General features: G+C 70.6%; 23 protein-coding genes and 1 riboswitch. Of the genes, 9 read left to right on the top strand and 14 right to left on the bottom strand.

Annotated elements, in window-relative coordinates; genetic code table 11:
* Window positions 1–72: 72 nt before the first annotated feature.
* Complete coding sequence (locus ACFV9O_RS23535; RefSeq protein ID WP_385420877.1) at window positions 73–1,143, bottom strand: SIS domain-containing protein; 1,071 nt, start codon at window positions 1,141–1,143, stop codon at window positions 73–75.
* Between the two features lie 157 nt (window positions 1,144–1,300).
* On the opposite strand from ACFV9O_RS23535, the gene nagB reads away from it, so the two are divergent.
* On the top strand, window positions 1,301–2,086 hold the full coding sequence (gene nagB / locus ACFV9O_RS23530; RefSeq protein ID WP_385420875.1) for a glucosamine-6-phosphate deaminase: 786 nt from the start codon (window positions 1,301–1,303) through the stop codon (window positions 2,084–2,086).
* 255 nt (window positions 2,087–2,341) lie between these two features.
* Here nagB and ACFV9O_RS23525 read toward each other — a convergent pair whose 3' ends face one another.
* From ACFV9O_RS23525 to ACFV9O_RS23510, 4 genes are all read right to left on the bottom strand, one after another.
* Window positions 2,342–3,877, bottom strand: a complete 1,536-nt coding sequence (locus tag ACFV9O_RS23525) for a glycoside hydrolase family 3 protein (RefSeq protein ID WP_385420873.1) — start codon at window positions 3,875–3,877, stop codon at window positions 2,342–2,344.
* Window positions 3,878–3,886: 9 nt separating this feature from the next.
* A complete protein-coding gene (locus tag ACFV9O_RS23520; RefSeq protein WP_385420871.1) occupies window positions 3,887–4,747 on the bottom strand; it encodes a carbohydrate ABC transporter permease in 861 nt (286 codons plus the stop codon).
* Window positions 4,744–5,754 carry a carbohydrate ABC transporter permease gene (locus ACFV9O_RS23515; protein ID WP_385420869.1) on the bottom strand — a complete coding sequence of 337 codons (1,011 nt, stop codon included), beginning with the start codon at window positions 5,752–5,754 and terminating at the stop codon, window positions 4,744–4,746. The genes ACFV9O_RS23520 and ACFV9O_RS23515 overlap by 4 nt, the downstream gene beginning before the upstream one ends.
* A 76-nt stretch (window positions 5,755–5,830) precedes the next feature.
* Window positions 5,831–7,114, bottom strand: coding sequence for an extracellular solute-binding protein (locus tag ACFV9O_RS23510; RefSeq protein ID WP_385420867.1), 1,284 nt, complete (start codon window positions 7,112–7,114; stop codon window positions 5,831–5,833).
* A 294-nt stretch (window positions 7,115–7,408) separates the two neighbouring features.
* Between ACFV9O_RS23510 and ACFV9O_RS23505 the strand changes: the two genes are divergently transcribed.
* From ACFV9O_RS23505 to ACFV9O_RS23475, 7 genes are all read left to right on the top strand, one after another.
* A complete protein-coding gene (locus ACFV9O_RS23505; protein WP_385420928.1) occupies window positions 7,409–8,176 on the top strand; it encodes a GntR family transcriptional regulator in 768 nt (255 codons plus the stop codon).
* Window positions 8,177–8,398: 222 nt separating this feature from the next.
* On the top strand, window positions 8,399–8,653 hold the full coding sequence (locus tag ACFV9O_RS23500; protein ID WP_385420865.1) for a DUF3311 domain-containing protein: 255 nt from the start codon (window positions 8,399–8,401) through the stop codon (window positions 8,651–8,653).
* A complete protein-coding gene (gene mctP, locus ACFV9O_RS23495; RefSeq protein ID WP_385420863.1) occupies window positions 8,650–10,275 on the top strand; it encodes a monocarboxylate uptake permease MctP in 1,626 nt (541 codons plus the stop codon). Before ACFV9O_RS23500 ends, mctP begins: the two co-directional genes overlap by 4 nt.
* Window positions 10,276–10,627: 352 nt before the next feature.
* Entirely contained in the window at window positions 10,628–11,140 is a 513-nt protein-coding gene (locus ACFV9O_RS23490) for a GNAT family N-acetyltransferase (protein ID WP_385420861.1), read from the top strand.
* A 61-nt stretch (window positions 11,141–11,201) separates the two neighbouring features.
* A riboswitch (cobalamin riboswitch) is annotated at window positions 11,202–11,334 on the top strand.
* Between the two features lie 131 nt (window positions 11,335–11,465).
* Window positions 11,466–13,844 carry a ribonucleoside-diphosphate reductase subunit alpha gene (locus ACFV9O_RS23485; RefSeq protein WP_385420859.1) on the top strand — a complete coding sequence of 793 codons (2,379 nt, stop codon included), beginning with the start codon at window positions 11,466–11,468 and terminating at the stop codon, window positions 13,842–13,844.
* Window positions 13,844–14,860: a ribonucleotide-diphosphate reductase subunit beta gene (locus ACFV9O_RS23480; RefSeq protein WP_385420858.1), complete on the top strand. Its 1,017-nt coding sequence runs from the start codon at window positions 13,844–13,846 to the stop codon at window positions 14,858–14,860. The genes ACFV9O_RS23485 and ACFV9O_RS23480 overlap by 1 nt, the downstream gene beginning before the upstream one ends.
* Window positions 14,861–15,136: 276 nt before the next feature.
* Entirely contained in the window at window positions 15,137–16,102 is a 966-nt protein-coding gene (locus ACFV9O_RS23475; RefSeq protein ID WP_385420857.1) for a GlxA family transcriptional regulator, read from the top strand.
* Between the two features lie 34 nt (window positions 16,103–16,136).
* Here the strand turns inward: ACFV9O_RS23475 and ACFV9O_RS23470 are convergent, their stop codons facing one another.
* From ACFV9O_RS23470 to ACFV9O_RS23430, 9 genes are all read right to left on the bottom strand, one after another.
* Window positions 16,137–16,874 (bottom strand): D-Ala-D-Ala carboxypeptidase family metallohydrolase, encoded by a 738-nt coding sequence (locus ACFV9O_RS23470; RefSeq protein ID WP_385420855.1) that lies wholly within the window; start codon window positions 16,872–16,874, stop codon window positions 16,137–16,139.
* Window positions 16,875–17,050: 176 nt separating this feature from the next.
* Window positions 17,051–17,692, bottom strand: a complete 642-nt coding sequence (def, locus tag ACFV9O_RS23465; RefSeq protein ID WP_385420853.1) for a peptide deformylase — start codon at window positions 17,690–17,692, stop codon at window positions 17,051–17,053.
* 61 nt (window positions 17,693–17,753) lie between these two features.
* Window positions 17,754–18,734 carry a tetratricopeptide repeat protein gene (locus ACFV9O_RS23460; protein WP_385420851.1) on the bottom strand — a complete coding sequence of 327 codons (981 nt, stop codon included), beginning with the start codon at window positions 18,732–18,734 and terminating at the stop codon, window positions 17,754–17,756.
* A gap of 187 nt (window positions 18,735–18,921) precedes the next feature.
* Window positions 18,922–20,172, bottom strand: a complete 1,251-nt coding sequence (locus tag ACFV9O_RS23455) for an HD-GYP domain-containing protein (RefSeq protein ID WP_385420849.1) — start codon at window positions 20,170–20,172, stop codon at window positions 18,922–18,924.
* The gene (locus ACFV9O_RS23450) at window positions 20,169–21,731 is read right to left on the bottom strand and encodes an HD-GYP domain-containing protein (RefSeq protein WP_385420847.1); all 1,563 of its coding nucleotides are present in this window, start codon (window positions 21,729–21,731) and stop codon (window positions 20,169–20,171) included. Before ACFV9O_RS23450 ends, ACFV9O_RS23455 begins: the two co-directional genes overlap by 4 nt.
* 236 nt (window positions 21,732–21,967) lie before the next feature.
* Window positions 21,968–22,288, bottom strand: coding sequence for a mycothiol system anti-sigma-R factor (gene rsrA, locus ACFV9O_RS23445; RefSeq protein ID WP_385420845.1), 321 nt, complete (start codon window positions 22,286–22,288; stop codon window positions 21,968–21,970).
* The gene (locus ACFV9O_RS23440) at window positions 22,285–22,932 is read right to left on the bottom strand and encodes a sigma-70 family RNA polymerase sigma factor (RefSeq protein ID WP_385420843.1); all 648 of its coding nucleotides are present in this window, start codon (window positions 22,930–22,932) and stop codon (window positions 22,285–22,287) included. Before ACFV9O_RS23440 ends, rsrA begins: the two co-directional genes overlap by 4 nt.
* A 313-nt stretch (window positions 22,933–23,245) precedes the next feature.
* Window positions 23,246–23,881 carry an alpha/beta family hydrolase gene (locus ACFV9O_RS23435; RefSeq protein ID WP_385420841.1) on the bottom strand — a complete coding sequence of 212 codons (636 nt, stop codon included), beginning with the start codon at window positions 23,879–23,881 and terminating at the stop codon, window positions 23,246–23,248.
* 47 nt (window positions 23,882–23,928) lie between these two features.
* Window positions 23,929–24,744: an SOS response-associated peptidase gene (locus tag ACFV9O_RS23430; protein WP_385420839.1), complete on the bottom strand. Its 816-nt coding sequence runs from the start codon at window positions 24,742–24,744 to the stop codon at window positions 23,929–23,931.
* 49 nt (window positions 24,745–24,793) lie between these two features.
* Between ACFV9O_RS23430 and ACFV9O_RS23425 the strand changes: the two genes are divergently transcribed.
* Window positions 24,794–25,486: a M50 family metallopeptidase gene (locus ACFV9O_RS23425; RefSeq protein ID WP_385420837.1), complete on the top strand. Its 693-nt coding sequence runs from the start codon at window positions 24,794–24,796 to the stop codon at window positions 25,484–25,486.
* Window positions 25,487–25,510: the final 24 nt, after the last annotated feature.

Below are 25,510 nucleotides of genomic sequence, written 5' to 3'. Positions count from 1 at the left end.
AACTCCGGGCTGCGGTGCCGGACGGGTTGAGGGTCCCGTCCCGGCGCCGCGGCCCGCGGGTCTTTCCGGGGGTCAGTGGGTCTCGGTGACCTTGGCGAGTGCGCGCGGTGCGTCCGGGTCCTGACCACGGGCGATGGTGACCTCGTACGCCAGCAGCTGGAGGGGAAGGATCTCCAGGACGGGCTGGACCTCCTCCGCCACCCCCTCCGTGGGCAGGACGAAGCCCGCGGATGCGGTGTCGACCTGGCGCTTGGGGCCCACCACGAAGAGGTCGGCCCCGCGCCCGCGGAGGCGGTCGAGGACCGGCTGGAGTGCGTCACCGCCGCGGCCGTCGGTGACGACCGCGATCACCGGGGAGATGTTGTCGACCATGGCCAGCGGGCCGTGGAGCAGATCGGCCCCGGAGTAGGAGAGAGCGGGGATGTAGCTCGTCTCCATCAGCTTGAGGGCCGCCTCCTTGGCGGTCGGGTAGCCGTATCCCCTGGAAGTGATGACCATGCGCTCGGCGAAGCGGTAGCGCGCCGCCAGGGACCTGACCTCGTCCTTGCGGGCCAGGATCTGTTCGGCGAGCCCCGGCAGGACCTGCGCCGCCGAGCCGTCCCCGCCCCGCAGGCCCTCGACGAAGAGGTACAGGGAGAGCAGGGACGCGGTGTACGTCTTGGTCGCCGGGAGGGCCCTCTCCGGACCGGCCAGGATGTCGATGTGGAACTCGGAGACCGCGGCGAGCGGCGAGTCCGGGTTGTTCGTCACCGCGAGGGTGACCGCACCCGCGTTCCGGGCGGCCTGCGTGGAGGCCACCAGGTCGGGCGAGCCGCCGGACTGGCTGACGGTGATGACCAGGACGTCGGTGAGGTTCGGCTTCGCGCCGTACGCCGTCGTCGTCGACATGGACGTGAGCCCGCAGGGCAGCCCGAGCCGGATCTCCAGCAGGTACTTCGCGTAGAGAGCGGCGTTGTCGGACGTACCGCGCGCGGTGAGAAGGACGAAGCGGGGCTTGCGGTCGGCGATCGCGGCGGCGACCTCGCGGATCCGCGGAGCCCCCTCGTCGAGGATCCGGCGCAGCACCGCGGGCTGCTCCGCCATCTCGCCGGACATGATCCGTCCCGGCTGCTCGCTGTGCCCGGCGGACGTCGTGGCGGACATGCTGAGTGCCTCCCAAACGTGAGTTGGCCGGCGTCGCCGTCGGGCCCAGTCGACCACGGGGAACCGCACCCCCGCCAGCCGGACCGCCCCGCGGCGCCACCCCGTTCTGCTAGATTGGTCTATACCACATATCGTCGACCGATCGGCAGGGCCCAACGTGGAAGTTGTCATCGTCCCGGACGCCAAGGCCGGCGGAGAACTCATCGCCCAGGGCGTCGCGGACCTGCTCCGCCGCAAGCCCGACGCGCTGCTCGGGGTGGCCACCGGGTCGACCCCGCTGCCGGTCTACGAGGCGCTGGCCAGGAAGGTGCGGTCGGGCGACGTGGACGCGTCGCGCGCCCGGATCGCCCAGCTGGACGAGTACGTGGGCCTGCCGGCCGGGCACCCCGAGTCGTACCGCTCCGTCGTCCTGCGCGAGGTCGTCGAGCCGCTCGGGCTGGAGGCGGAGGCGTTCCTCGGCCCGGACGGGTCGGCGGACGACGTGCAGGGCGCGTGCGAGGCCTACGACGCCGCGCTGGCGGAGGCGGGCGGGGTGGACCTGCAGCTGCTCGGGATCGGGACGGACGGGCACATCGGGTTCAACGAGCCGTGCTCGTCGCTCGCGTCGCGCACCCGGATCAAGACGCTGACGGAGCAGACGCGGGTGGACAACGCGCGGTTCTTCGACGGCGACATCGAGCAGGTGCCGCATCACGTGATCACGCAGGGGATCGGGACGATCCTCGAGGCGCGGCACCTGGTGCTGCTGGCCACGGGCGAGGGGAAGGCGGAGGCGGTCGCGGCGAGCGTGGAGGGGCCGGTGGCCGCGGTCGTACCGGCCTCGGCGCTCCAGTTGCATCCGCACGCGACGGTGGTCGTGGACGAGGCGGCTGCGTCCAAGCTGAAGCTCGCGGACTACTTCCGGCACACGTACGCGAACAAGCCGGCCTGGCAGGGGCTGTAGGCCCCTGCCGTAACCGGCCGACGGCGATGCCGGGCCGCTCCCACGGGGAAGCGGCCCGGCATCGTGGCTGTGCGGGTGCGGGCCAGTGGACGGTCCGTGCCCACCCGTTCGTCCCCCGGACTTCGCCCTGAGGGCCCGACGGAATGGATGCCGGCGAAGACGCCGTGCGCACCGCTGCGACCCGCGGAGCGGTGCGGCCACACAAGCACCACGGCCCCCGGTTCCGCCTCGCGGAACCGGGGGCCGTGAGCGTGCCTACGCGCCCGTGAGGGCCTCCGCGGCGGCGATGCCGCAGACTCTGGCCGCACCCCGGGTGGCGATGTGGAGCGCGCCGCGCGGCGGGGCCTCGTCGACGCCCATCTCCACCACGATCATGTCCGGGCGGGCCGCCAGAAGGGCGTCCAGGGACTCGGTCATCCACGCGTGCCGGTGGACGTCGCGGACGACCGCGACGATCCGGCGGTCTCCCGCGGCGAGCAGGACGTCGTCGACCGCAGCGTCCGTGAACGTCCCCGTCTCCGTGCCCGGCAGCAGCCGGGCCAGTTCCGCCGCGACGCCCCAGGGGGTCTCGTCCCCGACGGCGATGTTGGCGACGGCCGTGAACGCGGCGACGTACGGCGGCGAGGTCAGGGGCTCGAAGGGCCGCTCCTCCGCCGTGACGCGCAGGGCCCGCCGCGCCGCCACGAGGCCGATGTCGGAGCTGATGCCGCTACCGGTGCCGGTGCCGGGCGCGGTCCCCTCCTGTGAAGCCGCGCCCGGCTCCGATGCCGCCCCCCTGGCCCCCCTGGTCCAGTCCGCGAGCGCGCGCACGCGCGCGGCCGCGTCGGCCAGTCGTTCCTCGGGCAGTTCGCCCTCGCGTACCGCGGTGACCAGCGCGTCGCGCAGCCGCAGCACGGTGTCCTCGTCGGCCAGGCCGCCACCGACACAGATCGCGTCGGCACCGGCGGCGATCGCGAGGACACTGCCGCGCTCGATCCCGTACGTCGCGGCGATGGCCTGCATCTCCATGCCGTCCGTGACGATGAGTCCGTCGAAGCCCAGCTCCTGGCGCAGCAGACCGGTGAGGATCTGCGGGCTCAGGGTCGCCGGGCGGTTCGGGTCGAGCGCAGGCAGCAGGATATGCGCGCTCATGACCGACTTGGAACCCGCTGCGATGGCTGCGCGGAAGGGCAGCAGCTCACGGGCGTGCAACGTGGCCAAGTCCACGTCGATGCGGGGCAGGGCGTGGTGCGAGTCGACGGCCGTGTCACCGTGACCCGGGAAGTGCTTGGTGCATGCAGCCACTCCCGCGGACTGCAGCCCCTCGATGTACGCGGCGGTGTGCCGGGCGACCAGCAGGGGATCGGCACCGAAGGAACGCACCCCGATGACCGGATTGTTCGGGTTTGAATTGACATCGGCCGAAGGAGCCCAGTTCAGATCGACCCCGCAGGCGGCCAGTCTGCGGCCGAGCTCCGCGGCCACGCCCCGGGTCAGCTCGACGTCGTCGACGGACCCGAGGGCGTAGTTGCCGGGGAAGGAGGAACCGCTCCGGACCTCCAGGCGGGTGACGTCCCCGCCCTCCTCGTCGATGGCGACGATGACGTCGTCCCGCTCGGCCCGCAACTGCGCGGTCAGCGCCGCGAGCTGCTCGGGCGAGGCGATGTTGCGGCCGAACAGGCCCACGGAGGAGAGCCCTTCGCCGATCCGGCGCAGCAGCCAGTCGGGCGCGGTGGTGCCGAGAAAGCCGGGCTGGAGGACGGCGAGTGCGTCACGAGTGAGCGTGTCGGTGCCGTGTGCGAGCGTCGTCATGAGGCGGCGTCATCCCTTCACTGCGCCGGCCGTCAGACCTGCGGCCATCTTGCGCTGGACGAGGAGGAAGAGGATCACGATGGGGACGGCCATCATGGTGGCGCCGGCCATCATCGGGGCGTATTCGGTGCCGTGCTTGGTGGTGAAGTTGCCGAGCCAGACGGTGGCCGTCTGGTTCTGCTGGCTCATCAGCATCAGCGCGTACAGGTACTCGTTCCACGCCTGGATGAACCCGTACACGGACGTCGCCACCATGCCCGGCGCGAGCAGCGGGAAGACCACGCGCACGAAGGCGCCGGTGCGGGTGCAGCCGTCGACCATGGCCGCCTCCTCCAGCTCCCGCGGGATGTTGACGATGAACCCGCGCAGCGTCCACACCGTGAAGGGGAGGATGAAGGTGAGGTACGTGATGATCAGGCCGGTGAGCTTGTCGTACTGACCGAGGTCGTTGAGCAGCAGGAAGACCGGGATGATCATGGCGACCAGCGGGACCATCTGGACGGCCAGGATGCCCACGATCACGATCTTGCGGCCGCGGAAGGCGAAGCGCGAGATGGCGAGCGCCGCGAGCATGCCGACGACGATGCCGATGGCGACCACGACGAGCGACACGACGAGACTGCGGCCGACGGGGCCCCAGAAGTCGGCGATGTCGAAGGCCCGCGAGAAGTTCTCCAGGGTGAACGTCCTGGGGAAGAAGTGCGGGTTCGGGTCGATGGCGTCCTTGGCCGGCTTGAAGGCCGTGTTGAGCATCCAGTAGACCGGGAAGCCCGCGGAGACGAAGACCAGCAGGCCGAGCAGGTTCCAGCCGAGCTTGCTCTTGCGGGGCTTCGCGGGACGGCGTACGGCGCCTTGAGTCACAGCGCTCACTCGACTTCTCCGATCTTGAGCATCTGGCGCATGTAGACCGCGACCACACCGAGCAGCAGGAGCACGGTGACAAGCGCGATCGCCGAGCCGCCGCCGTAGTCGTTGACGACGAAGGCCTTGTCGTACGAGTACGTGGTCAGCAGCTGGAACTCGGCCTCCGGGTGCCCGTTGCGCATCACGAAGACCTGCGGGAAGACACCCATGTCCCAGATCACCGAGAGCGTCGTGAGCATCACGATGATGGGCTTGAGGATCGGCAGCGTGACGTACCGGAAGACGCCCCACGCGCCGGCGCCGTCGAGGCGGGCGGCCTCTTCGAGCTCCTTGGGCACCTGGGTGAGTCCTGCGCTCAGCGTGATCACGACGAAGGGCACGGCGCCCCAGACGACCAGCAGCATGATGACGGCGAGACCCTGCGGGCCGCCGGCGAACCAGTTGTGCCCGATCATGTCGACGCCGGGCAGCCGGCTGAGCACCCAGTTGAGGACGCCGTAGTCGGTGTCGAAGAGCCACTTGAAGATCGCGGTGGCGACGATGATGGGCATGCCCCAGCTCGCCACGAGCGCGATGTTGATGAGCGTCTTCACCCAGCCCGAGACGCGCTGGAGCAGCAGGGCGATCAGCATGCCGAGGACCATCGTGAAGACGACCGCGCCGCCGGCGAAGACCACCGTGCGGACGACGACGGACCAGAACTCGCCGTCGCCCAGGATCTTGGTGAAGTTGTCGAAGCCGACCGACTCGGGCTCCTGGAAGCCCCACAGCTGCGCCTGCCCGAACTTCTGGAAGGAGAGGGTGACCAGCCGGACCAGCGGATAGCCGAGGACCAGCAGCAGGATGACCAGGCAGGGCGCGAGGAGCGCCCAGGGCAGTCCGGAGACCCGGCCGCCCGCACGCTGCTTCCCCGGATTCCCGGCTCCCCCGGATCCGGCCCCGGTCCCGGCACCCTTGGTTGACGATGGCCGCGTCGGCGGCACCTTGGCAGTGGTTGTGTCTGCGGCACTCATCGGGCGCTCCTCAGCGGTCCCTCTCCTCGTACGGGAGCAGGGCTCCGTCGACGACCGACGGAGCCCTGCCGGAAGGTCACTTGGTGTTGATGACCTTGTCGATCGCGGCGTCCGCAGCCTTCGCGGCCTCCTCGACCGTCTTCTTGCCGGTGCCGATGTCCCGGAGCATCGTCTTGAGGGTCTGGGCCTTCTCGACCTGGCCCCAGCCCGGTGCCATCGGGACGAACCAGTTGGACTCGGCGGCGGTGGCGGGGACGACCGTCTTCGGGTCGGCCTTGAGGGTCGCCAGGTCGGTCTTGTTGTTCGGCAGGTTGCCCTTGCCGATCAGACCCTTCTGGCCCTGGGCGCCGGTGAAGGCGTTGATCCACTCGGCGGCGACGCCCTGCGCCTTGGACTTGACCGGGATGGCCAGGTCCGAGCCGCCGAGGAAGACGGGGAGGTTCTTGCCGGACGGGGCGGGCATCACGAAGTTCTCGAGGTTGCCCTTGAGCTTGCCGGTCTTGTCGTTCTCCGGGGCCTCGGAGGTGGCGCCTTCCCAGGCCGCGCCGAAGATCATGCCGGCGTTGCCCTGGCCGTACACGATGTACCGGTCCGACTCGTCCTTGGTCTTGTCGGCCTTCATGTACTTGTCGAGGACGTTCTTGTACTCGTTGAGGCCCTTGATGGACTCGGGCGAGGAGAGGCTGGCCTTCCACTGGTCGCCCTCCTTCTTCGCGATGGCGCCGCCCGCGTCGTAGACGAAGGACATCGCGGCGTACCAGTCCGGCGAAGGCTGGTACCAGGCACTGAACTTGTTGCCCTTCTTCGCCTGGATCTTGTCGAGGGCCGCGGTCAGCTCGGCGTAGGTCTTCGGCGGGGTCTTCACGCCGGCCTCGGCGGCGACGTCCTTGCGCCAGTTGCCCACGCGGCCACCGGCGTAGTACGGAACGCCGTAGGCCTTGCCGTCGTACGTGACGGACTCCTTGAGGCCGTCCAGCCAGGCGTCGGACTGCTCGAACTTCGCCGGGTCGACCTCGGCGAAGGCACCCTTCACCATGTAGCCGAGCATCTCGGTGTTGCCCATCTCGACCACGTCGGGGGCCTTGTCCGTGGCGAGCACGGCGTCGAGCTTGGCGTTCTTGTCCGGCCAGCCGTAGTACTCGTGCTTGATCTTGATGCCGGGGTGCTTCTTGACGACCGCGTCGTCGGCCGCCTTGACGAGCTCGGGCCAGTTGTTCTGGGCGTCGACCGTCAGCCAGACGGTGAGCTCCTTGACGTCCGCTCCGGCCTTGTCCCCGCCCTTGTCGCTGTCGGAGCCACATGCGGCAATGCTGACCATCATGCCCGCGACGCCGATCGCCGCGATGAGCTTGCGCTTCACGCCACCCTCCTCAGGGATGCTGCAACCCCCCGCCCACCGCGAAGACATACGGAGGCATACGCCGAGTACTGCTCGTGGGGCTGGGACTTGGTCTTTAATGGTTTAGACCAGTACTCGGGAGCTTGGCCTAGACCTTTAGGGGTGTCAAGGGTGTATAAGAAGGGCTGTCGCGTCCGTTATCGGACCGACACCTGAGGGAGGGCGACGACCCGTGACCGGACCGTGCCACCATGTGAGCCGCAACAGACGGAGGTGCCGGTGACGGCAGCAGCACACGAGTCGGGAAGGCATGCCATGGCCACGGACGGGGGCGGCACGGAGACGGAAGGCGGGACGGGAACCCGTACCGCACGCGTGCCCAAGTACTACCGGCTCAAGAGGCACTTGCTCGACATGACGGAGACGCTGCCGCCCGGCACGCCCGTCCCGCCCGAGCGCACCCTGGCCGCCGAGTTCGACACCTCGCGCACGACCGTGCGACAGGCCCTCCAGGAGCTGGTCGTCGAGGGCCGGCTGGAACGGATCCAGGGCAAGGGCACGTTCGTCGCGAAGCCCAAGGTGTCGCAGGCCCTCCAGCTCACCTCGTACACCGAGGACATGAAGGCGCAGGGTCTGGAGCCCACGTCCCAGCTGCTGGACATCGGATACGTCACAGCCGACGACACGCTGGCCGGGCTGCTGGACATCTCGCCGGGCGGACGGGTGCTGCGGATCGAGCGGCTGCGACTGGCGAGCGGCGAGCCGATGGCGATCGAGACGACGCATCTGTCGGCGAAGCGTTTCCCGGCACTGCGGCGTTCGCTCGTCAAGTACACGTCGCTCTACACGGCATTGGCCGAGGTGTACGACGTCCATCTGGCAGAGGCCGAGGAGACGATCGAGACCTCGCTGGCCACACCGCGCGAGGCGGGACTGCTGGGTACGGACGTGGGCCTGCCGATGCTGATGCTGTCCCGGCACTCGCTGGACAGGAACGGCGAACCGGTGGAGTGGGTGCGGTCGGTGTACCGGGGAGACCGGTACAAGTTCGTGGCGAGGCTGCAGCGACCCGAAGCGGACTGAGGCGGACTGAGCCCCGAAGGCGGGCCGAGCGGTCCGAATGAGTGGTTGAGCGGTCGGAATCAGCCGCCGAGCGGTCGATTTCGGCCGCCGAGCGGCTGAGCCGAGCCGTTCGGCGATTGCCTCCTCCGCTATCCGGACAAGGGTTCCATCAAGCGGAACCGTCCCCTAGATTTCGTGCGCGTTACATCAGCACCGCTGATCAGCGACGGGACGGAGCCGCTCATGTCCGAAGTACCCGAACACAGAAAACCGGTCGTCACCCCGGTCCGGGCGGTGGTGGCCCTCTGCCTGGTCGCGCCGTTCGTCGCGATGCTCTGGGTCGGCTCGTACGCGAAGGTCGAGCCCACCGTCGCCGGGATCCCGTTCTTCTACTGGTACCAGATGCTCTGGGTCGTCGTATCGACGGCGCTGACGATGGTGGCCTACCAGCTGTGGCGCCGTGACCAGCGCGCCCGCAAGGAAGGGGCGTCGAAGTGAAGGACGGCGTGAACGGCGTCGCACTCGCCGTCTTCATCTTCTTCTTCCTGGCCGTCACGGTCATGGGCTTCCTCGCCTCGCGCTGGCGCAGGGCCGAGAACGAGAACAGCCTGGACGAATGGGGCCTGGGCGGCCGCTCGTTCGGCACCTGGGTGACCTGGTTCCTGCTGGGCGGCGACCTCTACACCGCGTACACCTTCGTCGCCGTACCCGCGGCGATCTACGCGGCGGGCGCGGCGGGCTTCTTCGCGGTGCCGTACACGATCCTCGTCTACCCGCTGATCTTCACCTTCCTGCCGCGGCTGTGGTCCGTGTCGCACAAGCACGGCTACGTGACGACGTCCGACTTCGTGCGCGGGCGCTTCGGCTCGAAGGGGCTGTCGCTGGCGGTCGCGGTGACCGGCATCCTCGCGACCATGCCGTACATCGCGCTGCAGCTCGTCGGCATCCAGGCCGTGCTGGACGTCATGGGTGTCGGCGGCGGCGAGACCACGCACTGGTTCATCAAGGACCTGCCGCTGCTGATCGCCTTCGGTGTGCTGGCGGCGTACACGTACTCGTCCGGGTTGCGGGCGCCGGCGCTGATCGCCTTCGTCAAGGACACGCTGATCTACATCGTGATCGCGGTCGCGATCATCTACATCCCGATCAAGCTCGGCGGCTTCGACGACATCTTCGCCAAGGCGGGCGACGCGTTCGCGCAGATCAACCCGGTGACGGAGAAGCCGCGAGGCGCGCTGGTGCCCGGGGAGCTGGGCCAGTGGGGTTACGCCACGCTGGCGCTCGGCTCGGCGCTCGCGCTCTTCATGTACCCGCACTCGATCACGGCGACGCTGTCCTCGCGCAGCCGTGAGGTGATCCGCCGCAACACGACGATCCTGCCGCTGTACTCGCTGATGCTCGGGCTGCTGGCGCTGCTCGGCTTCATGGCGATCGCGGCCGGGGTGAAGGTGACCAACGGTCAGCTCGCCATCCCGCAGCTGTTCGAGAACATGTTCCCCGACTGGTTCGCGGGTGTGGCCTTCGCGGCCATCGGCATCGGCGCGCTGGTACCGGCGGCGATCATGTCGATCGCGGCGGCGAACCTCTTCACGCGGAACATCTACAAGGACTTCCTGAAGCCGGACGCGACGCCGGAGCAGGAGACCAAGGTGTCGAAGCTGGTGTCGCTGCTGGTGAAGGTGGGCGCGCTGGTCTTCGTCCTGACGATGGACAAGACGGTCGCCATCAACTTCCAGCTGCTGGGCGGCATCTGGATCCTGCAGACCTTCCCGGCACTGGTCGGCGGCCTCTTCACGCCGTGGTTCCACCGCTGGGCGCTGATCGCGGGCTGGGCGGCCGGCATGCTGTACGGCACGCTGGCGGCGTACGGCGTCGCGAGCCCCACGCAGAAGCACTTCGGCGGGTCCTCGGCCGAGATCCCCGGCATCGGCGAGATCGGCTACATCGGCCTGACGGCCTTCGTGCTGAACCTGGTGGTCACGGTCGTCCTGACGTTCGTCCTGCGCGCGGTGAAGGCACCGGACGGGGTCGACGAGACGTCCCCGGAGGACTACACGGCGGACGCGGGGGACGCGGGCGTCCAGGCGGAGCTCCCGAAGCTCGGCGCGAGCACGCACTGACCCGCAGAGGTCCCGCCGGCGATCGGCGCAGGCTCGACGAGCCTGCGCCGATCGCTTTTTCGCGGCACCTGCCCGAGCCGGGGCAAGCCCCGGACCCCCAGGGACGTGCCCGGTACCGCACGGTCCGCCCGCGTGTCCGTCCTCGAACGCCGGACGGGCTCGAATGAGCCCCCCCACACGCCCGCCAGGGCATCGGGGAAGGGGACTCGGGGGCGGAGCCCCCGGATACGGGGTCTGCGGCGGAGCCCCAGTTCAGGAAAGGGCGGGGCGGGGCAGTGCCCGATGTACGGCTCCGCCGCAGGCGCCCCCGTCCCCCGAACCGCTGTCGTACCGGTGCGGAAGACTGACCGGTATGGACTTCATCATCAGGCGCGCCGAACCCGCCGAGTACGACGTGCTCGGCGCCATCACCGCGGAGGCGTATCTCGGGGACGGGCTGCTCGACTTCGGGGAGAGCGACGAGTATCTGCACGTCCTGCGGGACGTGGCGGCACGGGCCGCGGACGCCGAGGTGCTCGTCGCCGCGAGCGCGGAGGGGCAGGTGCTCGGCGGGGTGACGTACGTCGCGTCCGGCGGACCATGGGCCGACATCGCACGCGCGGGCGAGGCCGAGTTCCGGATGCTCGACGTGGCGAGGGAGGGGCGCGGCCGGGGTGCCGGCGAGGCACTCGTCCGGGCGTGCGTCGACCGGGCGCGGGCCACCGACGGCTGCGTACGCCTCGTGCTGTCCACCCAGCGCACCATGCACACCGCGCACCGCATCTACGAGCGCCTGGGCTTCGTACGGACCCCCGAGCGGGACTGGGAGCCGATCCCCGGGATGCTGCCCCTGCTGACGTACGCCCTGGAGCTCCGGCGCTCATAGCTCCAGCGCTCCAACGGCCCTCGCGACACAACATGTGGGGGGTGACGCAACTCCCCGCCCCCACATGTATGCTCATGCTCGCTGTCGCCACAGGGGAATCCGGTGCGAATCCGGAACTGTCCCGCAATGGTGTGCCGGTGTGCGTTTGCGCGCGCCCGCGAGTCCAAGGACCTGCCGACGGCGCACCCGGACCGTCCGGCCCGGGTGCCGAGACGTCCGGGCCTCGCGGAAAAGGCCGGTGGACGCGGCGCACCTGCCCCCACAGGCGTGCGCCCGTGCCCCGAGCGCCCCCGCCGGCCCCGAGCCGAGCGAGGGAGAGCACCCCGTGACCATCGCGCCGCCCGATCCTGCCTCAACGCAGCGTGCCGACGGAGCCGACGGTCCAGGCACCGCGCTGCTGCGGACCCTGACCGACCTCACCGCCGAACTCCCCGACACCGACCCGGGCCGGGTCGCCGCCGCCGCGCTGCGCGGCCGGCACGCGGGCTCGGACGAGGCCGAACTGCGGGAGCTCGCGACCGAGGCGGCCGCGGGGCTGATCTCCGAGGACCCGGCGTACTCGCATCTGGCGGCCCGGCTGCTCAGCCTCACGATCACGGAGGAGGCGGCCTCACAGGGGGCGGCCGCCTTCTCCGACTCCATCGCCGTCGGCCACCGCGAGGGCCTGATCGCGGACCGCACGGCCGCGTTCGTCCGCACCCACTCCGCCCGGCTCGACGCCCTGATCGACACCGCCGCGGACGACCGCTTCGGCTACTTCGGTCTGCGCACGCTCTACAGCCGCTATCTCCTGAGGCACCCCATCACGCGCAAGGTGATCGAGACGCCGCAGCAGTTCATGCTGCGCGTGGCCGCCGGCCTCGCCGAGGACGACTCCCTGCGCGCCCTCGACGAAGTCGCCTCGCTGTACGCGCTGATGAGCCGGCTGGACTATCTGCCCTCCTCCCCCACGCTCTTCAACTCCGGCACCCGCCATCCCCAGATGTCGTCCTGCTACCTGCTGGACTCCCCGCTGGACGAGCTCGACTCCATCTACGACCGCTACCACCAGGTCGCACGGCTCTCCAAGCACGCCGGCGGGATCGGACTCTCGTACTCCCGTATCCGCTCCCGCGGTTCGCTGATCCGTGGCACCAACGGGCACTCCAACGGCATCGTGCCGTTCCTGCGGACCCTCGACTCCTCCGTCGCCGCAGTGAACCAGGGCGGCCGTCGCAAGGGCGCGGCCTGCGTCTACCTGGAGACCTGGCACGCGGACATCGAGGAGTTCCTGGAGCTGCGCGACAACACGGGCGAGGAAGCGCGGCGTACGCACAACCTCAACCTGGCGCACTGGATTCCGGACGAGTTCATGCGCCGGGTGCAGGAGGACGCCGACTGGTCGCTGTTCTCACCGGCCGACGTGCCGGAGCTCGTCGACCTGTGGGGCGACGACTTCGACGCCGCGTACCGCAAGGCGGAGGCGGCGGGCCTCGCCCGCAGGACCATTCCGGCGCGTGAGCTGTACGGCCGGATGATGCGCACGCTCGCCCAGACCGGCAACGGCTGGATGACCTTCAAGGACGCCTCCAACCGGACCGCGAACCAGACCGCCGAGCCGGGCCGAGTCGTGCACTCCTCGAACCTCTGCACGGAGATCCTCGAGGTCACCGACGACGGCGAGACGGCCGTCTGCAACCTCGGCTCGGTCAACCTCGGCGCCTTCGTCACGCCGGCCGGCGCCATCGACTGGGAGCGGCTCGACGAGACCGTCCGTACGGCCGTGACGTTCCTGGACCGCGTCGTCGACATCAACTTCTACCCGACCGAGCAGGCCGGCCGCTCCAACGCCAGGTGGCGCCCGGTGGGCCTCGGCGCCATGGGCCTGCAGGACGTCTTCTTCAAGCTGCGGCTGCCCTTCGACTCGGCGGAGGCGAAGGCCCTGTCGACGCGTATCGCCGAGCGGATCATGCTGGCGGCGTACGAGGCGTCCTGCGACCTCGCCGAGCGCAACGGCCCGCTGCCCGCCTGGGAGCAGACCCGGGCGGCGCGCGGTGTGCTGCACCCCGACCACTACGACGTCGAGCTCACCTGGCCCGAGCGCTGGGCGGCACTGCGCGCCCGGATCGCCGCGACCGGGATGCGCAACTCCCTCCTCCTCGCCATCGCGCCGACCGCGACCATCGCGTCGATCGCGGGTGTGTACGAGTGCATCGAGCCGCAGGTCTCCAACCTCTTCAAGCGCGAGACGCTCTCCGGTGAGTTCCTGCAGGTCAACTCCTACCTGGTGGACGACCTGAAGAAGCTCGGCGTCTGGGACGCACAGACCCGCGAGGCGCTGCGCGATTCCAGCGGCTCGGTGCAGGGCCTCAACTGGATCCCGGCGGATGTGCGGGAGCTGTACCGCACGGCGTGGGAGATCCCGCAGCGCGGCCTCATCGACATGGCGGCGGCCCGCACCCCGTTCCTGGACCAGTCCCAGTCGCTGAACCTCTTCATGGAGACGCCGACCATCGGCAAGCTCAGCTCGATGTACGCGTACGCATGGAAGCAGGGCCTGAAGACGACGTACTACCTGCGCTCCCGCCCGGCGACCCGCATCGCCCGCGCCGCCTCCGGCGCGAAGCCGGCCGCCACCACCGTCCCCGTACAGCAGGCGGCCCCCGACGCCGACGCGATCGCCTGCTCCCTTGAGAACCCCGAGTCCTGCGAGGCCTGCCAGTGATGACGACCACGGAAACGAAGAATCTGCTCGACCCGGGCTTCGAACTGACGCTCCGTCCGATGCGCTATCCGGACTTCTACGAGCGCTACCGGGACGCGATCAAGAACACGTGGACCGTGGAGGAGGTCGACCTCCACTCCGACGTCGCCGACCTCGCCAAGCTCTCCCCCGGTGAGCAGCACCTGATCGGCCGGCTCGTGGCCTTCTTCGCGACCGGCGACTCCATCGTCGCGAACAACCTGGTGCTGACGCTCTACAAGCACATCAACTCCCCCGAGGCGCGGCTGTACCTCTCCCGCCAGCTCTTCGAGGAGGCCGTGCACGTCCAGTTCTATCTGACCCTGCTGGACACGTACCTTCCCGATCCCGAGGACCGCACGGCCGCCTTCGCCGCCGTCGAGAGCATCCCCTCGATCCGCGAGAAGGCCCAGTTCTGCTTCAAGTGGATGGACTCGGTCGAGACGATCGACCGCCTGGAGACCCGGGCCGACCGCCGCCGCTTCCTGCTGAACCTGATCTGCTTCGCGGCGTGCATCGAGGGGCTGTTCTTCTACGGCGCCTTCGCGTACGTGTACTGGTTCCGCTCCCGGGGGCTGCTGCACGGCCTGGCGACCGGCACCAACTGGGTGTTCCGCGACGAGACGATGCACATGAACTTCGCCTTCGAGGTCGTGGACACGGTCCGCAAGGAGGAGCCGGAGCTCTTCGACGACGAACTCCAGCAGCAGGTCACCGACATGCTCAGGGAGGCGGTGGAGGCAGAACTGCAGTTCGGCCGCGATCTGTGCGGTGACGGCCTGCCGGGCATGAACACCGAGTCGATGCGCGAGTACCTGGAGTGCGTCGCCGACCAGCGGCTCACCCGGCTCGGCTTCGCCCCGGTCTACGGCTCGCAGAATCCGTTCTCCTTCATGGAGCTCCAGGGCGTCCAGGAGCTCACGAACTTCTTCGAGCGCCGCCCGTCCGCGTATCAGGTGGCCGTTGAGGGTTCGGTGGACCTGGACGAGGACTTCTGACGGCCAGGCCGGACACCTACGGGCGGGGGCCCGGGCCGGGTGACGGTCCGGGCCCCCGTTCGCTCGGCCTCACGGCGCTCCGCTTGGTGCAGCTGACGGTCGATGGCGCGGTCCCTCGCGTACCCGATGAGTGACGGCAGCCCGACGAGGACGAGGACCCCCAGGATGACGAGGTAGCTGAGGAATGTGTTCATGTCCTCCACTCTCGTCGCCGGGCCCCGGAAACGTCAGTGGCAGGACTGTCGCCAACCATCGAATTACTGCCACACTGAATCCATGCTGAAGAACGTGGCGACCGTCCTGCTCGACGGTGTGCATCCCTTCGAGCTCGGGGTCCTCTGTGAGGTCTTCGGGCTGGACCGCAGCGACGACGGACTTCCTGTCCTCGACTTCGCCGTCGCCTCTGCGGAGGGGCCGCGGCTGCGCACCCATGCCGGGTTCACGCTGGACGTGGAGCACGGGCTCGACCGGCTGGCGGAGGCCGATCTGATCGCCGTGCCGACCGGGAGCAATTATGTGCAGCGCGCGTACCCGGAGGCGTTGCTGGAGGCGCTGCGCGCGGCCGTCGACCGGGGCGCGCGGGTGCTGTCGGTGTGCACCGGCGCGTTCGTGCTGGGGGCCGCGGGGCTGCTGGACGGGAGGCGCTGCACGACCCACTGGCGCCATGCCGCCGCGCTGGCGCGCCGCCATCCGCGGGCGCTCGTCGATCCCGATGTGCTGTACGTGGACGAAGGGCCGGTGATCACCTCGGCCGGCACGGCCGCCGCGATCGACGCCTGTCTGCATCTGGTGCGCAGCGAGTACGGTCCGGAGGTCGCCAACAAGATCGCCCGCAGGATGGTGGTACCGCCGCACCGGGACGGCGGGCAGGCGCAGTACATCGACCGGCCGCTGCCACGCACGCGCTGCGACACGGTCGGCGAGGTGCTCGCCTGGATGGAGCGCCATCTCGACCGTGAGCTGACCGTGGAGCAGTTGGCGGTGCGGGCGCACATGTCGCCGCGGACCTTCGCGCGCCGCTTCCAGCAGGAGACGGGCACGACGCCGTACCGCTGGCTCCTGCGCCAGCGGGTGCTGCTGGCGCAGGAGTTGCTGGAGGCCACGGACGACACGGTGGACGCGATCGCGGGCCGCGCCGGATTCGGCAACGCGGCCGCCCTGCGCCACCACTTCCTCCGTACGCTCGGCACGACGCCGAATGCGTACCGGCGTACCTTCCGCGGGCCCGTCAGGGCCGCGTGAGCACGTCAGGGCCGGGGGAGCGGTCCGGCCGGGGTCAGATTCCGCAGCTCGACGCCGACCAGTAGCGGCTTGCGCGGTGGTCGACGTGGGTGTGGTCGCTGTGGCCCGGGTAGCCGGGGCCGAGGATGCCGTTGAAGCCGTGGTTACGGGCCTGCTGGGCCAGCTTGCACAGGGAGTGCGGGCCCGCGCCGAGGTCGGCCGCGTCGCCGTAGAGATGGCGGCTGTCGGAGGCCCCGCCGACCGCGCTGTTGCAGGCGTACGAGCGGAAGCCGCTGGTCACGGTGATGGGCTGGTCGCCGAGGGCGTGCCGCATGGCTTCCAGCTTCCACATCGTGCGCAGCGCGTTGGACTTGGCGGTGGCCGCGCTCACCGCGCCGCCCGCCCAGGTGGAGTTGCAGTCGTTGAGCTCGGCGTAGGTGAAGTGGATCGGGGTGCAGTCGTCGTCCTGGAGGGCGTAGAGCTTGTTGAAGGTCTGGGGTCCCGCGATGCCGTCGGCGGTTAGTCCGTACGCCGACTGGAAGCGCTTGACGGCGGCGGCGGTCGCCGGGCCGTAGTCGCCGTCGACGGCGAGGACCGCACCGTAGCCGGGGTAGCCCCCGACCCGGATCTGCAGCTGGGTGACGTCGGCGCCGGATGTCCCCTGCGAGAGGGTGCGGGACCAGGTGTAGCAGCCGTCGGCGTGGGCGGTGCCGGCCATGGCCATCACACCACCGAGTGAGGCAGCCATGAGCATGACAAAGGACAGCAGGAGTCGTGCGGTACGTCTGGGCATCGGCCCTCCATGACGAGTCCACCGGATGGGATGAGCGCGTGCACGCCTGAGACTGGCGGTCCGGTCAACGCGCGTCAACAGGGCATGGACAGCCGTCATTTGTCCGCCCATTGGCGGCAAGGCGAGGGCCCCGCACCGGTCACCGGAACGGGGCCCTCACCGCGTGGAATGCGACGTCAGTCGTTCGGCACGGTCTCGTAGCGCGGCGTGCCCTCCGCCATCTGCTTCAGCGCGTCCTTGCGGTCACGCTTCGACAGCCGGTCGATGTACAGGTAGCCGTACAGATGGTCCGTCTCGTGCTGCAGGCAGCGGGCGAAGTAGCCGGTGCCCCGCACCTTGATCGGCTTGCCCTCGGCGTCCTGCCCGTGCACCTCGGCGTAGTCCGGCCGGGCCAGCGAGGCGTACGCCGTCGGGACGGACAGGCAGCCCTCGTTCGAGTCGTCGAGCACACGGCGCTCCGGCGGCAGCTCCTGCAGCACCGGGTTGCAGACGACGCCGGTGTGACGTACGCCCTCGTCGTCCGGGCAGTCGTAGACGAAGACCTTCAGGTCCACACCGATCTGGTTGGCGGCCAGGCCCACGCCCTCCGCAGCCCGCTGGCTGGCGAACATGTCGTCGATCAGCGCCGCGAGCTTGTCGTCGAACTCGGTGACGTCCTTGCACTCCTTGTGGAGCACAGGGTTGCCGACGACGGTGATGGGACGGGCCGTGCCGCGCTCGCGGTAGGCCCGCTCACGCTCCTCACAGTCCTCCGTGTCCACGACGAAACCATCGTTGACCTGCTGGTCCGTCTGCTGGTCCGTCTCCTGCTGCGCCATTGTCCGCCGTACGCCTTCCTCGGTGCCCGTCTGGTTGTTCCGTACAGCCTACGGCCCCGGGTCAGCAGACTTCCTCGAGATCCCGCCACTCACGGGTGTCCGGGCTGTCCGCGACCCAGCCGTCGAGCAGCCCGCGCACCAGACCGGCGGGCGCCGCGATCCCGCATTCGCGCTCGGGCACCCACAGGTCCCCGGCCGTGCGGTGGCCCAGCGGACCCGGGTGGCCCGGTTCGCTGTGGTCGTGCGGGTCCAGGTGCTCGCCGTCGCCCTCGGCGCTCGGCATCCGGCTCTCGGAGCAGGCGCGGCAGAGCAGCCGTACGGAGGACGACCAGTCCTCCGCGGCGAAGCCGGCGTCCGCGGCGAGCTGCTCCAGCGCGTCCCGGTCCTCCTCGTCGGCGGCCTCCAGCAGCACCACCCAGGTCGGGACGGGCGAGGGCGCCCAGAGCTCGATCTCGTCGAAGACGGGGAAGCTGTGTCCCGCGGCGGTGGTGCGCTCGCCATGCGGTACGCCGTCGTGCAGGACGACCTCGCCCCAACGGCGGCCGGACGACGGCAGGGGGATGGACAGCACCTCTATGCGGGCAGGGTCGAGCCTGCGACCCCACACGACCTCGGCCTCGCCCTCGGGCGACAGCCGTACGGCCGCGCTGCCCAGCTCCATGCCGACGGGCTCGCCGCTCGCGGCGGCGTCGCCCGGCACCCGCAGCCCGTACGCCTGCCAGGCGCGGCGGGCCAGCGGCCAGTCCTGCAGGGCGGTGGCGGCGATGCCGACGTTCCACCAGTCGGGGGCGCCGGTCTCCTTGTCGAGCAGCGCGACGGCGCGCAGGCCCGCGGCGCGCGCCTGCTCCCAGTCGTGCCGGAACTTGTGCAGCAGCGCCAGATTGAACCAGGACTCCGAGAGCCAGGGCTCCAGGTCCGCCGCGCGGGTCAGCAGCGCACCCGCGTCCTCGTACCGGCCGTCGCCGATCAGCGTGAACGCGCGGTCGGTGGCCTGCCGCCAAGAGGCGGAGGGCCGATGCCGTACCTTCCCGAAGATCCTCACGATTCCCGCCTGCCGGTCGCTCGGGTCACTTCCCCCGGACACATGGCCGTCCGTGTCTTTGTAGCCGTGTCTCCTGTTTCTGCCTTCATTCGCATCCAACCATGCCCGGTCGGACGCCCGCTCATTACCCATGGGTTACCCAGACTGGGCGGGGGCCAGACCGCCCGCCCGTCTCCCGCCACCACCCTCAACGCAGGCCCTGCGGGCCCGGCCCTTCACGGGCCAGGACGCGGGCGAGGGACTCCACGACTTCCGGCTGGTAGTCGCGGGCGGTCCCGAGGCGCAGCTCCTCCAGTGCGCCGAGCGCGCCTGTCGCACTTTCACCGGTGAGATCGTCGTACGCGTTGACGGCACGGACGATACGGGCGGGAAGCGGCTGCTCCCGGTACGGGTCCGCCTGCCGCTCGACGACCACCGCGACGGCAGCGGGCACACCGGTCTGGCGCACCACGGCGCCGCCCAGCAGGGCGATACGCCGCTGCTCGGCGGCGGGCAGGCGGGCGGTGGCACCCTCCGGTACGGGGTCGACGAGGGAGAGCTGCCCGATGTCGTGCATGAGCGCCGCGTACTCCAGAACGGTGAGCTCGGGCCCGGAGAGTCCCAGCTCACGGCCGACGGCGGTGCTGAGCGCGGCCACGCGGTGGGCGTGGCCCTGGGGGGTGTAGCCGGCGATCTCGGTGGCCCGGGCGAGCGAGGCGATCGTCTGGCGGTAGGTGGTCCGTACCGCCGCGTAGCGCCGGAAGGACAGCTGGGTCAGCAGCAGCGGTACGCAGAAGACGGGGAGCGCCCAGAGTCCGGCGACGGCGACGCCGAGCGCCATGACGGCGCCGGTGGCGCAGACGGCGGAGCCGATGCCGAGGAGCGAGCGCAGTTCGTCGCGGAGCAGCGGGCCGTACGGGTAGCGGGTGCGGGCGCGCAGCATCAGAGCGGCCAGCACGGCGTCGCAGAGCGCGGTGAGCACGAGGAGGAGCAGCAGGTAGAGCACGTAGTACGGGCCCTTGCCGATGCGGTCGGCCAACTCGCCCGAGTGGTGGAGCGGTTGGAAGCACACCGCCGCGAACGCGACGGTGAGCACGCGGCGGGCCACCTGGTCGAGCTCGGGGCCGCGGCCGCGCGCGATGTGCGGGACGAGGCCCGCGAGGGCGCCCGCGACGACGACCGCGACGACCTGGAGGACGCCGTGCGTGCTGCTCCTGCCGGCGCTCTCGTCGAGCAGCGCGTAGGCCAGCGCACCGGCCGAGCCGAGCGGCGCGGGCTCGCGCTCCCCCGGCAGCGCGCCCCAGCGGGCCAGCTCCCCGACGGCGATGAGCACCCCGAACGCGAGCGCGATCCCGGGGTCCTCGAGCCCGGTCCACCCCGTCCACCCGAGCCCGGCACCGGTGAGCGCCGCGGCGGCCCCGTACACGCCCGCGACGGTCGGGGGGACCCGCCGTCTCATCCGCCCCGCCGCCTCTCGGCCAGGCTCCGGGCGGCCCGCGCCCCGACGACGGCATCGACCACGCGGCGCACCCGGTCGCCGGGGGCCGGAGCGGGGGTCCCCGTATGTCCGGGGGTGCGCGCCTGGTGCATGACGGCGGCCGGGGCGGGAACGGGTCCCTGGGGCTCCGACGGCGTCCGGGAGGCCCCGGCGGCGCGGCTCGACCCGGTCGCGGGCGCCGGGGCTCCTGCCGGGGCCGGGGCGCCGGAGGGGTGACCCACCGGGCCCGGCAGGGGCTCGTCCGCGGTGACGGCCGTCTGCCAGCCGTGGCGGGTCAGGGCGCGCACGAGGGCGCGGACCATCTTGGGGTCGAACTGGGTGCCCGCGCAGCGCTTCAGCTCCTCGACCGCCGTCTCGACCGGGCGGGCCCGCTGGTAGGAGCGGGTCGAGGTCATCGCGTCGAAGGCGTCGGCGACGGCCACGACACGGGCGAACTCGGGGATCTGGCGGCCGGCCAGTCCGTACGGGTAGCCGCTGCCGTCGAGGCGTTCGTGGTGGTGCAGGATCGCCGCCCTGGCCTCGCCGAGGAAGCCGATCCCGCGCACGATCTCGTGCCCGTACTCCGGGTGCAGCTCGATGACGCGCCGCTCGTCCGGTGTGAGGGGACCGTCCTTGCGCAGCACCCGCGTGGGCACGCCCAGCTTGCCCACGTCGTGGAGGATCCCGGCGAAGCGGAGCACCTCCAGCCGTTCCTCGTCCATGCCCAGTTCCCGCGCGATCAGTACGGACGCCCGCCCCACGCGCTCGCTGTGCCCGCGCGTGTACTTGTCCTTGATGTCGACGGCCTGCACGAGGGCCCGGATGGTCGAGCGGTGGGCGCTCTGTTCGCGGTGGTACTGGGCGAAGACCCAGCAGGAGATGTACATGGGCAGCAGGACGAACAGCGCGGAGGCGGGGCCGTACGGGCTGCGCCACAGCACGGCCATCATCAGCCCGGCCAGCCCGTGGACGGTGTGCGGGGCGAGCGAGCCGGGCAGGAGCCCGCGCCAGGCCGCCCGTACCGGCAGTCGCTCGGCGGTGGTCAGGATGGCCCCGTCGAGCACGCCGAGGACCAGGCAGAACGCCAGCGCGGCGGCCCCGGCCGGGAGCAGCGCCCGGGGAAAGGCGGGCGTGGTGCCGATCCCCCCGCACAGCAGGGCCGCCCAGGAGGCGGCCCAGGAGGCCAGGGCGAGTTGGGCGGTGCGCCAGATCCGCCGTACGCCCGCGGGCCGCTGCTCGACGTGGGCGACCAGCGCGCCCGGCACCGCGGCCAGCGCCGCCGCGGCGGGCGGCAGGAGCAGTGCGGCCGCCAGAAGCACGGGAAAGAACGATCCGGCACACATGGGCACGGCCCCGCCCAGGGCCCGCCCGAGCAACGGGGAGCGGGCGGGCATCTCGCACACCGCGTAGACCCCGGCGAGCAGCGCGACCGCGCTCCAGGAGACGCCGCCTCCGGAGAGCACCGAGGGGAGCGCACAGACGGCGGCGCACGCCACGGCGCAGACAATGAGCGCACGCGCCCCGCCCGGGATGTCTCTCACCCGCTCTCAGCCCTCCTCGGCCGCCCCCAAATAGAGCGTCAGGCTAGCGAGTTGACCGATCCGCGGCGGCTGGAAACGACCGATTAGCACCATCGGGTGACACGAGCGATCTCCACAGGCTCGATTCCCGAGGTGCGCCAGGGCGGGAATCCGGCGGGAGGACCGGCGACGCCCCAGCGCACGAGAAAGGGGCGCACCCATCGGTGCGCCCCTCGCCACGTCTTCTACGGCAGCGGCTACTCCGCCTTCGCGGTCGGCACATCCGCCTCCGCCGCCGTCACGTCATGCTCCGGCACGGACTGGCCCGCCCTGATCAGCTCGATCCGGCCCATGACCTTGGCCCGCAGATCGACCGGCACGTCGTCATGGCCGCAGCAGCGCTTGACGAGCTTCTTGACCGCCTTCTCCAGTCCGTACTTCTCCAGGCACGGGGAGCACTCCTCGAAGTGCACCTCGAACTTGGTGCAGTCGGCGTCGGGCATCTCACGGTCGAGGAACTCGTAGAGATGGTCGAGTACCTCTGCGCAATCCGTCTCGTGCGGCTCTCCGCAGCTCATGAGCCCGAGCCTTTCAGATCGTTCGTCGACTCCCCGGCGCCCGCGGGTACCAGCCCGCGCTCACGGGCGTAGTCCTCGAGCATTCCGCGCAACTGGCGGCGGCCCCGGTGCAGTCGGGACATCACCGTACCGATGGGTGTTCCCATGATGTCCGCGATCTCCTTGTAGGCAAAGCCCTCTACGTCCGCCAGATAGACGGCGATACGGAATTCCTCGGGGATCGCCTGCAGGGCTTCCTTCACGTCGGAGTCCGGCAGGTGGTCGAGCGCCTGGGACTCGGCGGAGCGCAGGCCGGTCGACATATGGGACTCGGCACGCGCGAGCTGCCAGTCCTCGATCTCCTCGGCGGCACTGCGCTGCGGCTCGCGCTGCTTCTTGCGGTACGAGTTGATGAAGGTGTTCGTGAGGATGCGGTACAGCCAGGCCTTGAGGTTCGTACCCTCGCGGAACTGGTGGAACGAGCCGTACGCCTTCGCGTACGTCTCCTGTACGAGATCCTCGGCGTCGGCCGGGTTCCGCGTCATGCGCAGCGCGGCCGAATACATCTGGTCGAGATAACCGAGAGCGTCCCGCTCGAATCGTGCGTTGCGCTCGGCAGTCGTCTCTTCCGTACGGCCGTCGTCGGTCCCAGTGACCGGACCCACCTCCTCCAACGCTGTGGCGAGACCGAAACCGGACCCGCTCGAATCGGAGGATAGACGACCAACCGCTCCGCCCGCCGCCCGAAGGGCGCCGGTCCCGACCGCCGGAAGGACCGTCCACTCCAGGTCAGAGGCGTGCGAGCGACTGGGGCAGATGGTCGAACCCATGCGACGGACTTCCTCTCCAAGCTCCTGCACTGACGTGGGGGTCAACAGAGGTCCGGCCCTCGGCTATTCCCCGGGCGTGCGCGGCCGTCCTCGCCGGGCAGGATCACGCCGGACGACCAGGCAGGGCCGGGCCGGCACCCGAGCAGGTTCAGGCCAGAGCAGTGATCCACTTCCGTACGCCGTCGACGACCGTGGCCAGCGCCTCCTCCTGGGTCAGCGCCGCCCGCTTGGGCACGGAGAGCCCGTGATCGGCGGATTCCACCTCGATCAGCTCGTACTCCCCCTCGGGGAACTCCTCCGGCTTCCCGAAGGGGTCCTTGCCGCCCTGGACGACGAGTACGGGCACCCCGGCACCCAGCAGCTCGTCCGCCCGGGACTTCTCCGGCCTGCCCGGCGGGTGCAGGGGGAAGCTCAGCGCGAGTACGGCACGGGCGCCCAGCTCACGTGCCGTGCGGCAGGCCACGCGCGCCCCGGCGCTGCGCCCGCCCGCGACGATCGGCAGGCCCTTCTTCTCCAGCGCGGGCCACAGCCCCCGCCAGCCGGTGTCGAGGGTCTTCGGTGCGGGTGCGACCTGCTTGCCGGCCACCCGCCACGGCTGCTCCACGAGGGCTACGGTCACCCCGGCGGCCGGCAGCTCCGCGGCGAGTGCCTGCAGGTCACGCGCCCCGATGCCACCACCCGCGCCATGGCCGGCGGCCAGCACGAGCCGGGCCCTGCCGGCAGCGGGGTGCCAGGTGATGCGGGCGTCTCCCGCGGGCGTCTCGACGATCTCGCTCTGTGTCACACAAGCAGTGTCACACCACCGGCCCCGGAGGTCCCGGAAGGGAGATCTCAGAAGAGCGTGCCCACCTCAGGAGCTTCCAGCTCCTCCACCAGCTCGGGCCCGTTGTTGCGGACGTTGCTGACCGCCGTCGTCACCGGATATGCCCGCATCAGCCCGGGCGGCGGCGGTGCGAGCAGCGCCCGCAGTTCGTCCACGTCCGTACGCCGCGGGTCGAGCCAGGCGTCCCAGCGGTCCTCCGTCAGCATCAGCGGCATCCGCGGGTGGATGTCGGACAGCGAGTGCGGGCCGTCGGCGGGCGCGACCGCCAGCGGGCTCGTCTCCGCCTCCGTCGTGATCACCGAGCAGGTCACCCACCAGGCCTGCGGGTGGTCGTCCGGCAGCGTCCGGTCGCGCCAGAACTCGTACAGCCCGGCCATCGCGAAGACCGAGCCGTCGGCCGGGGTGACGAAGTACGGCTGCTTGCGGGGCCGCTTCTTCTTCCCCTCCACCTCCAGCTGCCGCTCGTCGGAGCCGGTGACCCACTCGTAGTAGCCGTCGGCGGGCAGGATGCAGCGGCGGGCGAGGAAGGGCCGGCGGAACGAGGGCTTCTCGTGGACGGTCTCCGCACGGGCGTTGATCAACCGGGCCGCGCCCTCGGGGTTCTTGGCGAAGGAGGGGACCAGTCCCCACTTCAGTTTCCGCAGCTGGCGAACCGGACGGCGCTCGTCCGCGTCCTTCAGAGGACGTTCGAGTACCGCGTAGACCTCTTTCGTCGGGGCCACGTTCCAGTCGGGTGCCAGGGTCTCCGCCGGTTCCCACTTCTCGATCTGGAAGAGTCCCGTCAGGTCCTCGGGCCTGCGACTCGCTGCATACCGTCCGCACATAAGTGCCACACTGCCACGACCCCGAGCGTCCTGAGGAGCCACCCCGGAAATGGCCACTCCCGAAGTCTTCGGCACCCAGCCCGCGCCCGAGCAGTGGCTGGTCATAGCCACGGCCGCGCTCGCCCTCGTCGCGGTGGTCCCGCACGCCCTGTGGCGGCTGTCCCGCAACGCGATCACGATCGCCCACGAGGGCGGGCACGGCCTGATCGCCCTGGTCACCGGCCGCAGCCTGCAGGGCATCCGGCTCCACTCCGACACCAGTGGCCTCACCGTCAGCCGCGGCAAGCCGACCGGCCCCGGCATGATCCTCACCGCGGCGGCGGGCTACACGGCCCCGCCGCTGCTCGGCCTCGGCGGTGCCTGGCTGCTCGCCGCACACCGCATCACGCTGCTCCTGTGGGTGGCGACCGCGCTGCTGATCGCGATGCTGGTGATGATCCGCAATGTGTACGGGGCGCTCACGGTGATCCTCACCGGTGCGGCCTTCCTGCTGGTGTCCTGGCTGACCGAGCCGGCGGTGCAGTCGGCGTTCGCGTACGCCGCGGTGTGGTTCCTGCTGCTCGGCGGCGTACGGCCGGCCTTCGAGCTGCAGGCGAAGCGCCGGCACGGAGGTGCGCCCGACTCGGACGCGGACCAGCTGGCCCGGCTGACGCATGTGCCGCCCGCGATGTGGTTCTTCCTCTTCCATGCCGTGTCGCTGTGCTCGCTGATCGGCGGCGGTAGCTGGTTGCTCGGTCTGTGACCGGTCGGGGAACGCCCGGGGTGG

It is taken from the genome of Streptomyces sp. NPDC059909 (assembly GCF_042730885.1).
Taxonomy (GTDB): domain Bacteria; phylum Actinomycetota; class Actinomycetes; order Streptomycetales; family Streptomycetaceae; genus Streptomyces.
The sequence above is the reverse complement of the archived record's forward strand: the minus strand, read 5'-3'. Positions and strand labels throughout refer to the sequence as shown.

Coding starts and splice junctions, on each gene's coding strand:
- ACFV9O_RS23535 (WP_385420877.1), bottom strand. CDS start 1,143: ATGTCCGCCACGACGTCCGCCGGGCACAGCGAGCAGCCGGGACGGATC.
- ACFV9O_RS23525 (WP_385420873.1), bottom strand. CDS start 3,877: ATGACGACGCTCGCACACGGCACCGACACGCTCACTCGTGACGCACTC.
- ACFV9O_RS23515 (WP_385420869.1), bottom strand. CDS start 5,754: ATGAGTGCCGCAGACACAACCACTGCCAAGGTGCCGCCGACGCGGCCA.
- ACFV9O_RS23505 (WP_385420928.1), top strand. CDS start 7,409: ATGGCCACGGACGGGGGCGGCACGGAGACGGAAGGCGGGACGGGAACC.
- ACFV9O_RS23500 (WP_385420865.1), top strand. CDS start 8,399: ATGTCCGAAGTACCCGAACACAGAAAACCGGTCGTCACCCCGGTCCGG.
- ACFV9O_RS23490 (WP_385420861.1), top strand. CDS start 10,628: ATGGACTTCATCATCAGGCGCGCCGAACCCGCCGAGTACGACGTGCTC.
- ACFV9O_RS23480 (WP_385420858.1), top strand. CDS start 13,844: ATGACGACCACGGAAACGAAGAATCTGCTCGACCCGGGCTTCGAACTG.
- ACFV9O_RS23475 (WP_385420857.1), top strand. CDS start 15,137: ATGCTGAAGAACGTGGCGACCGTCCTGCTCGACGGTGTGCATCCCTTC.
- ACFV9O_RS23470 (WP_385420855.1), bottom strand. CDS start 16,874: ATGCCCAGACGTACCGCACGACTCCTGCTGTCCTTTGTCATGCTCATG.
- def (WP_385420853.1), bottom strand. CDS start 17,692: ATGGCGCAGCAGGAGACGGACCAGCAGACGGACCAGCAGGTCAACGAT.
- ACFV9O_RS23455 (WP_385420849.1), bottom strand. CDS start 20,172: ATGAGACGGCGGGTCCCCCCGACCGTCGCGGGCGTGTACGGGGCCGCC.
- rsrA (WP_385420845.1), bottom strand. CDS start 22,288: ATGAGCTGCGGAGAGCCGCACGAGACGGATTGCGCAGAGGTACTCGAC.
- ACFV9O_RS23430 (WP_385420839.1), bottom strand. CDS start 24,744: ATGTGCGGACGGTATGCAGCGAGTCGCAGGCCCGAGGACCTGACGGGA.
- ACFV9O_RS23425 (WP_385420837.1), top strand. CDS start 24,794: ATGGCCACTCCCGAAGTCTTCGGCACCCAGCCCGCGCCCGAGCAGTGG.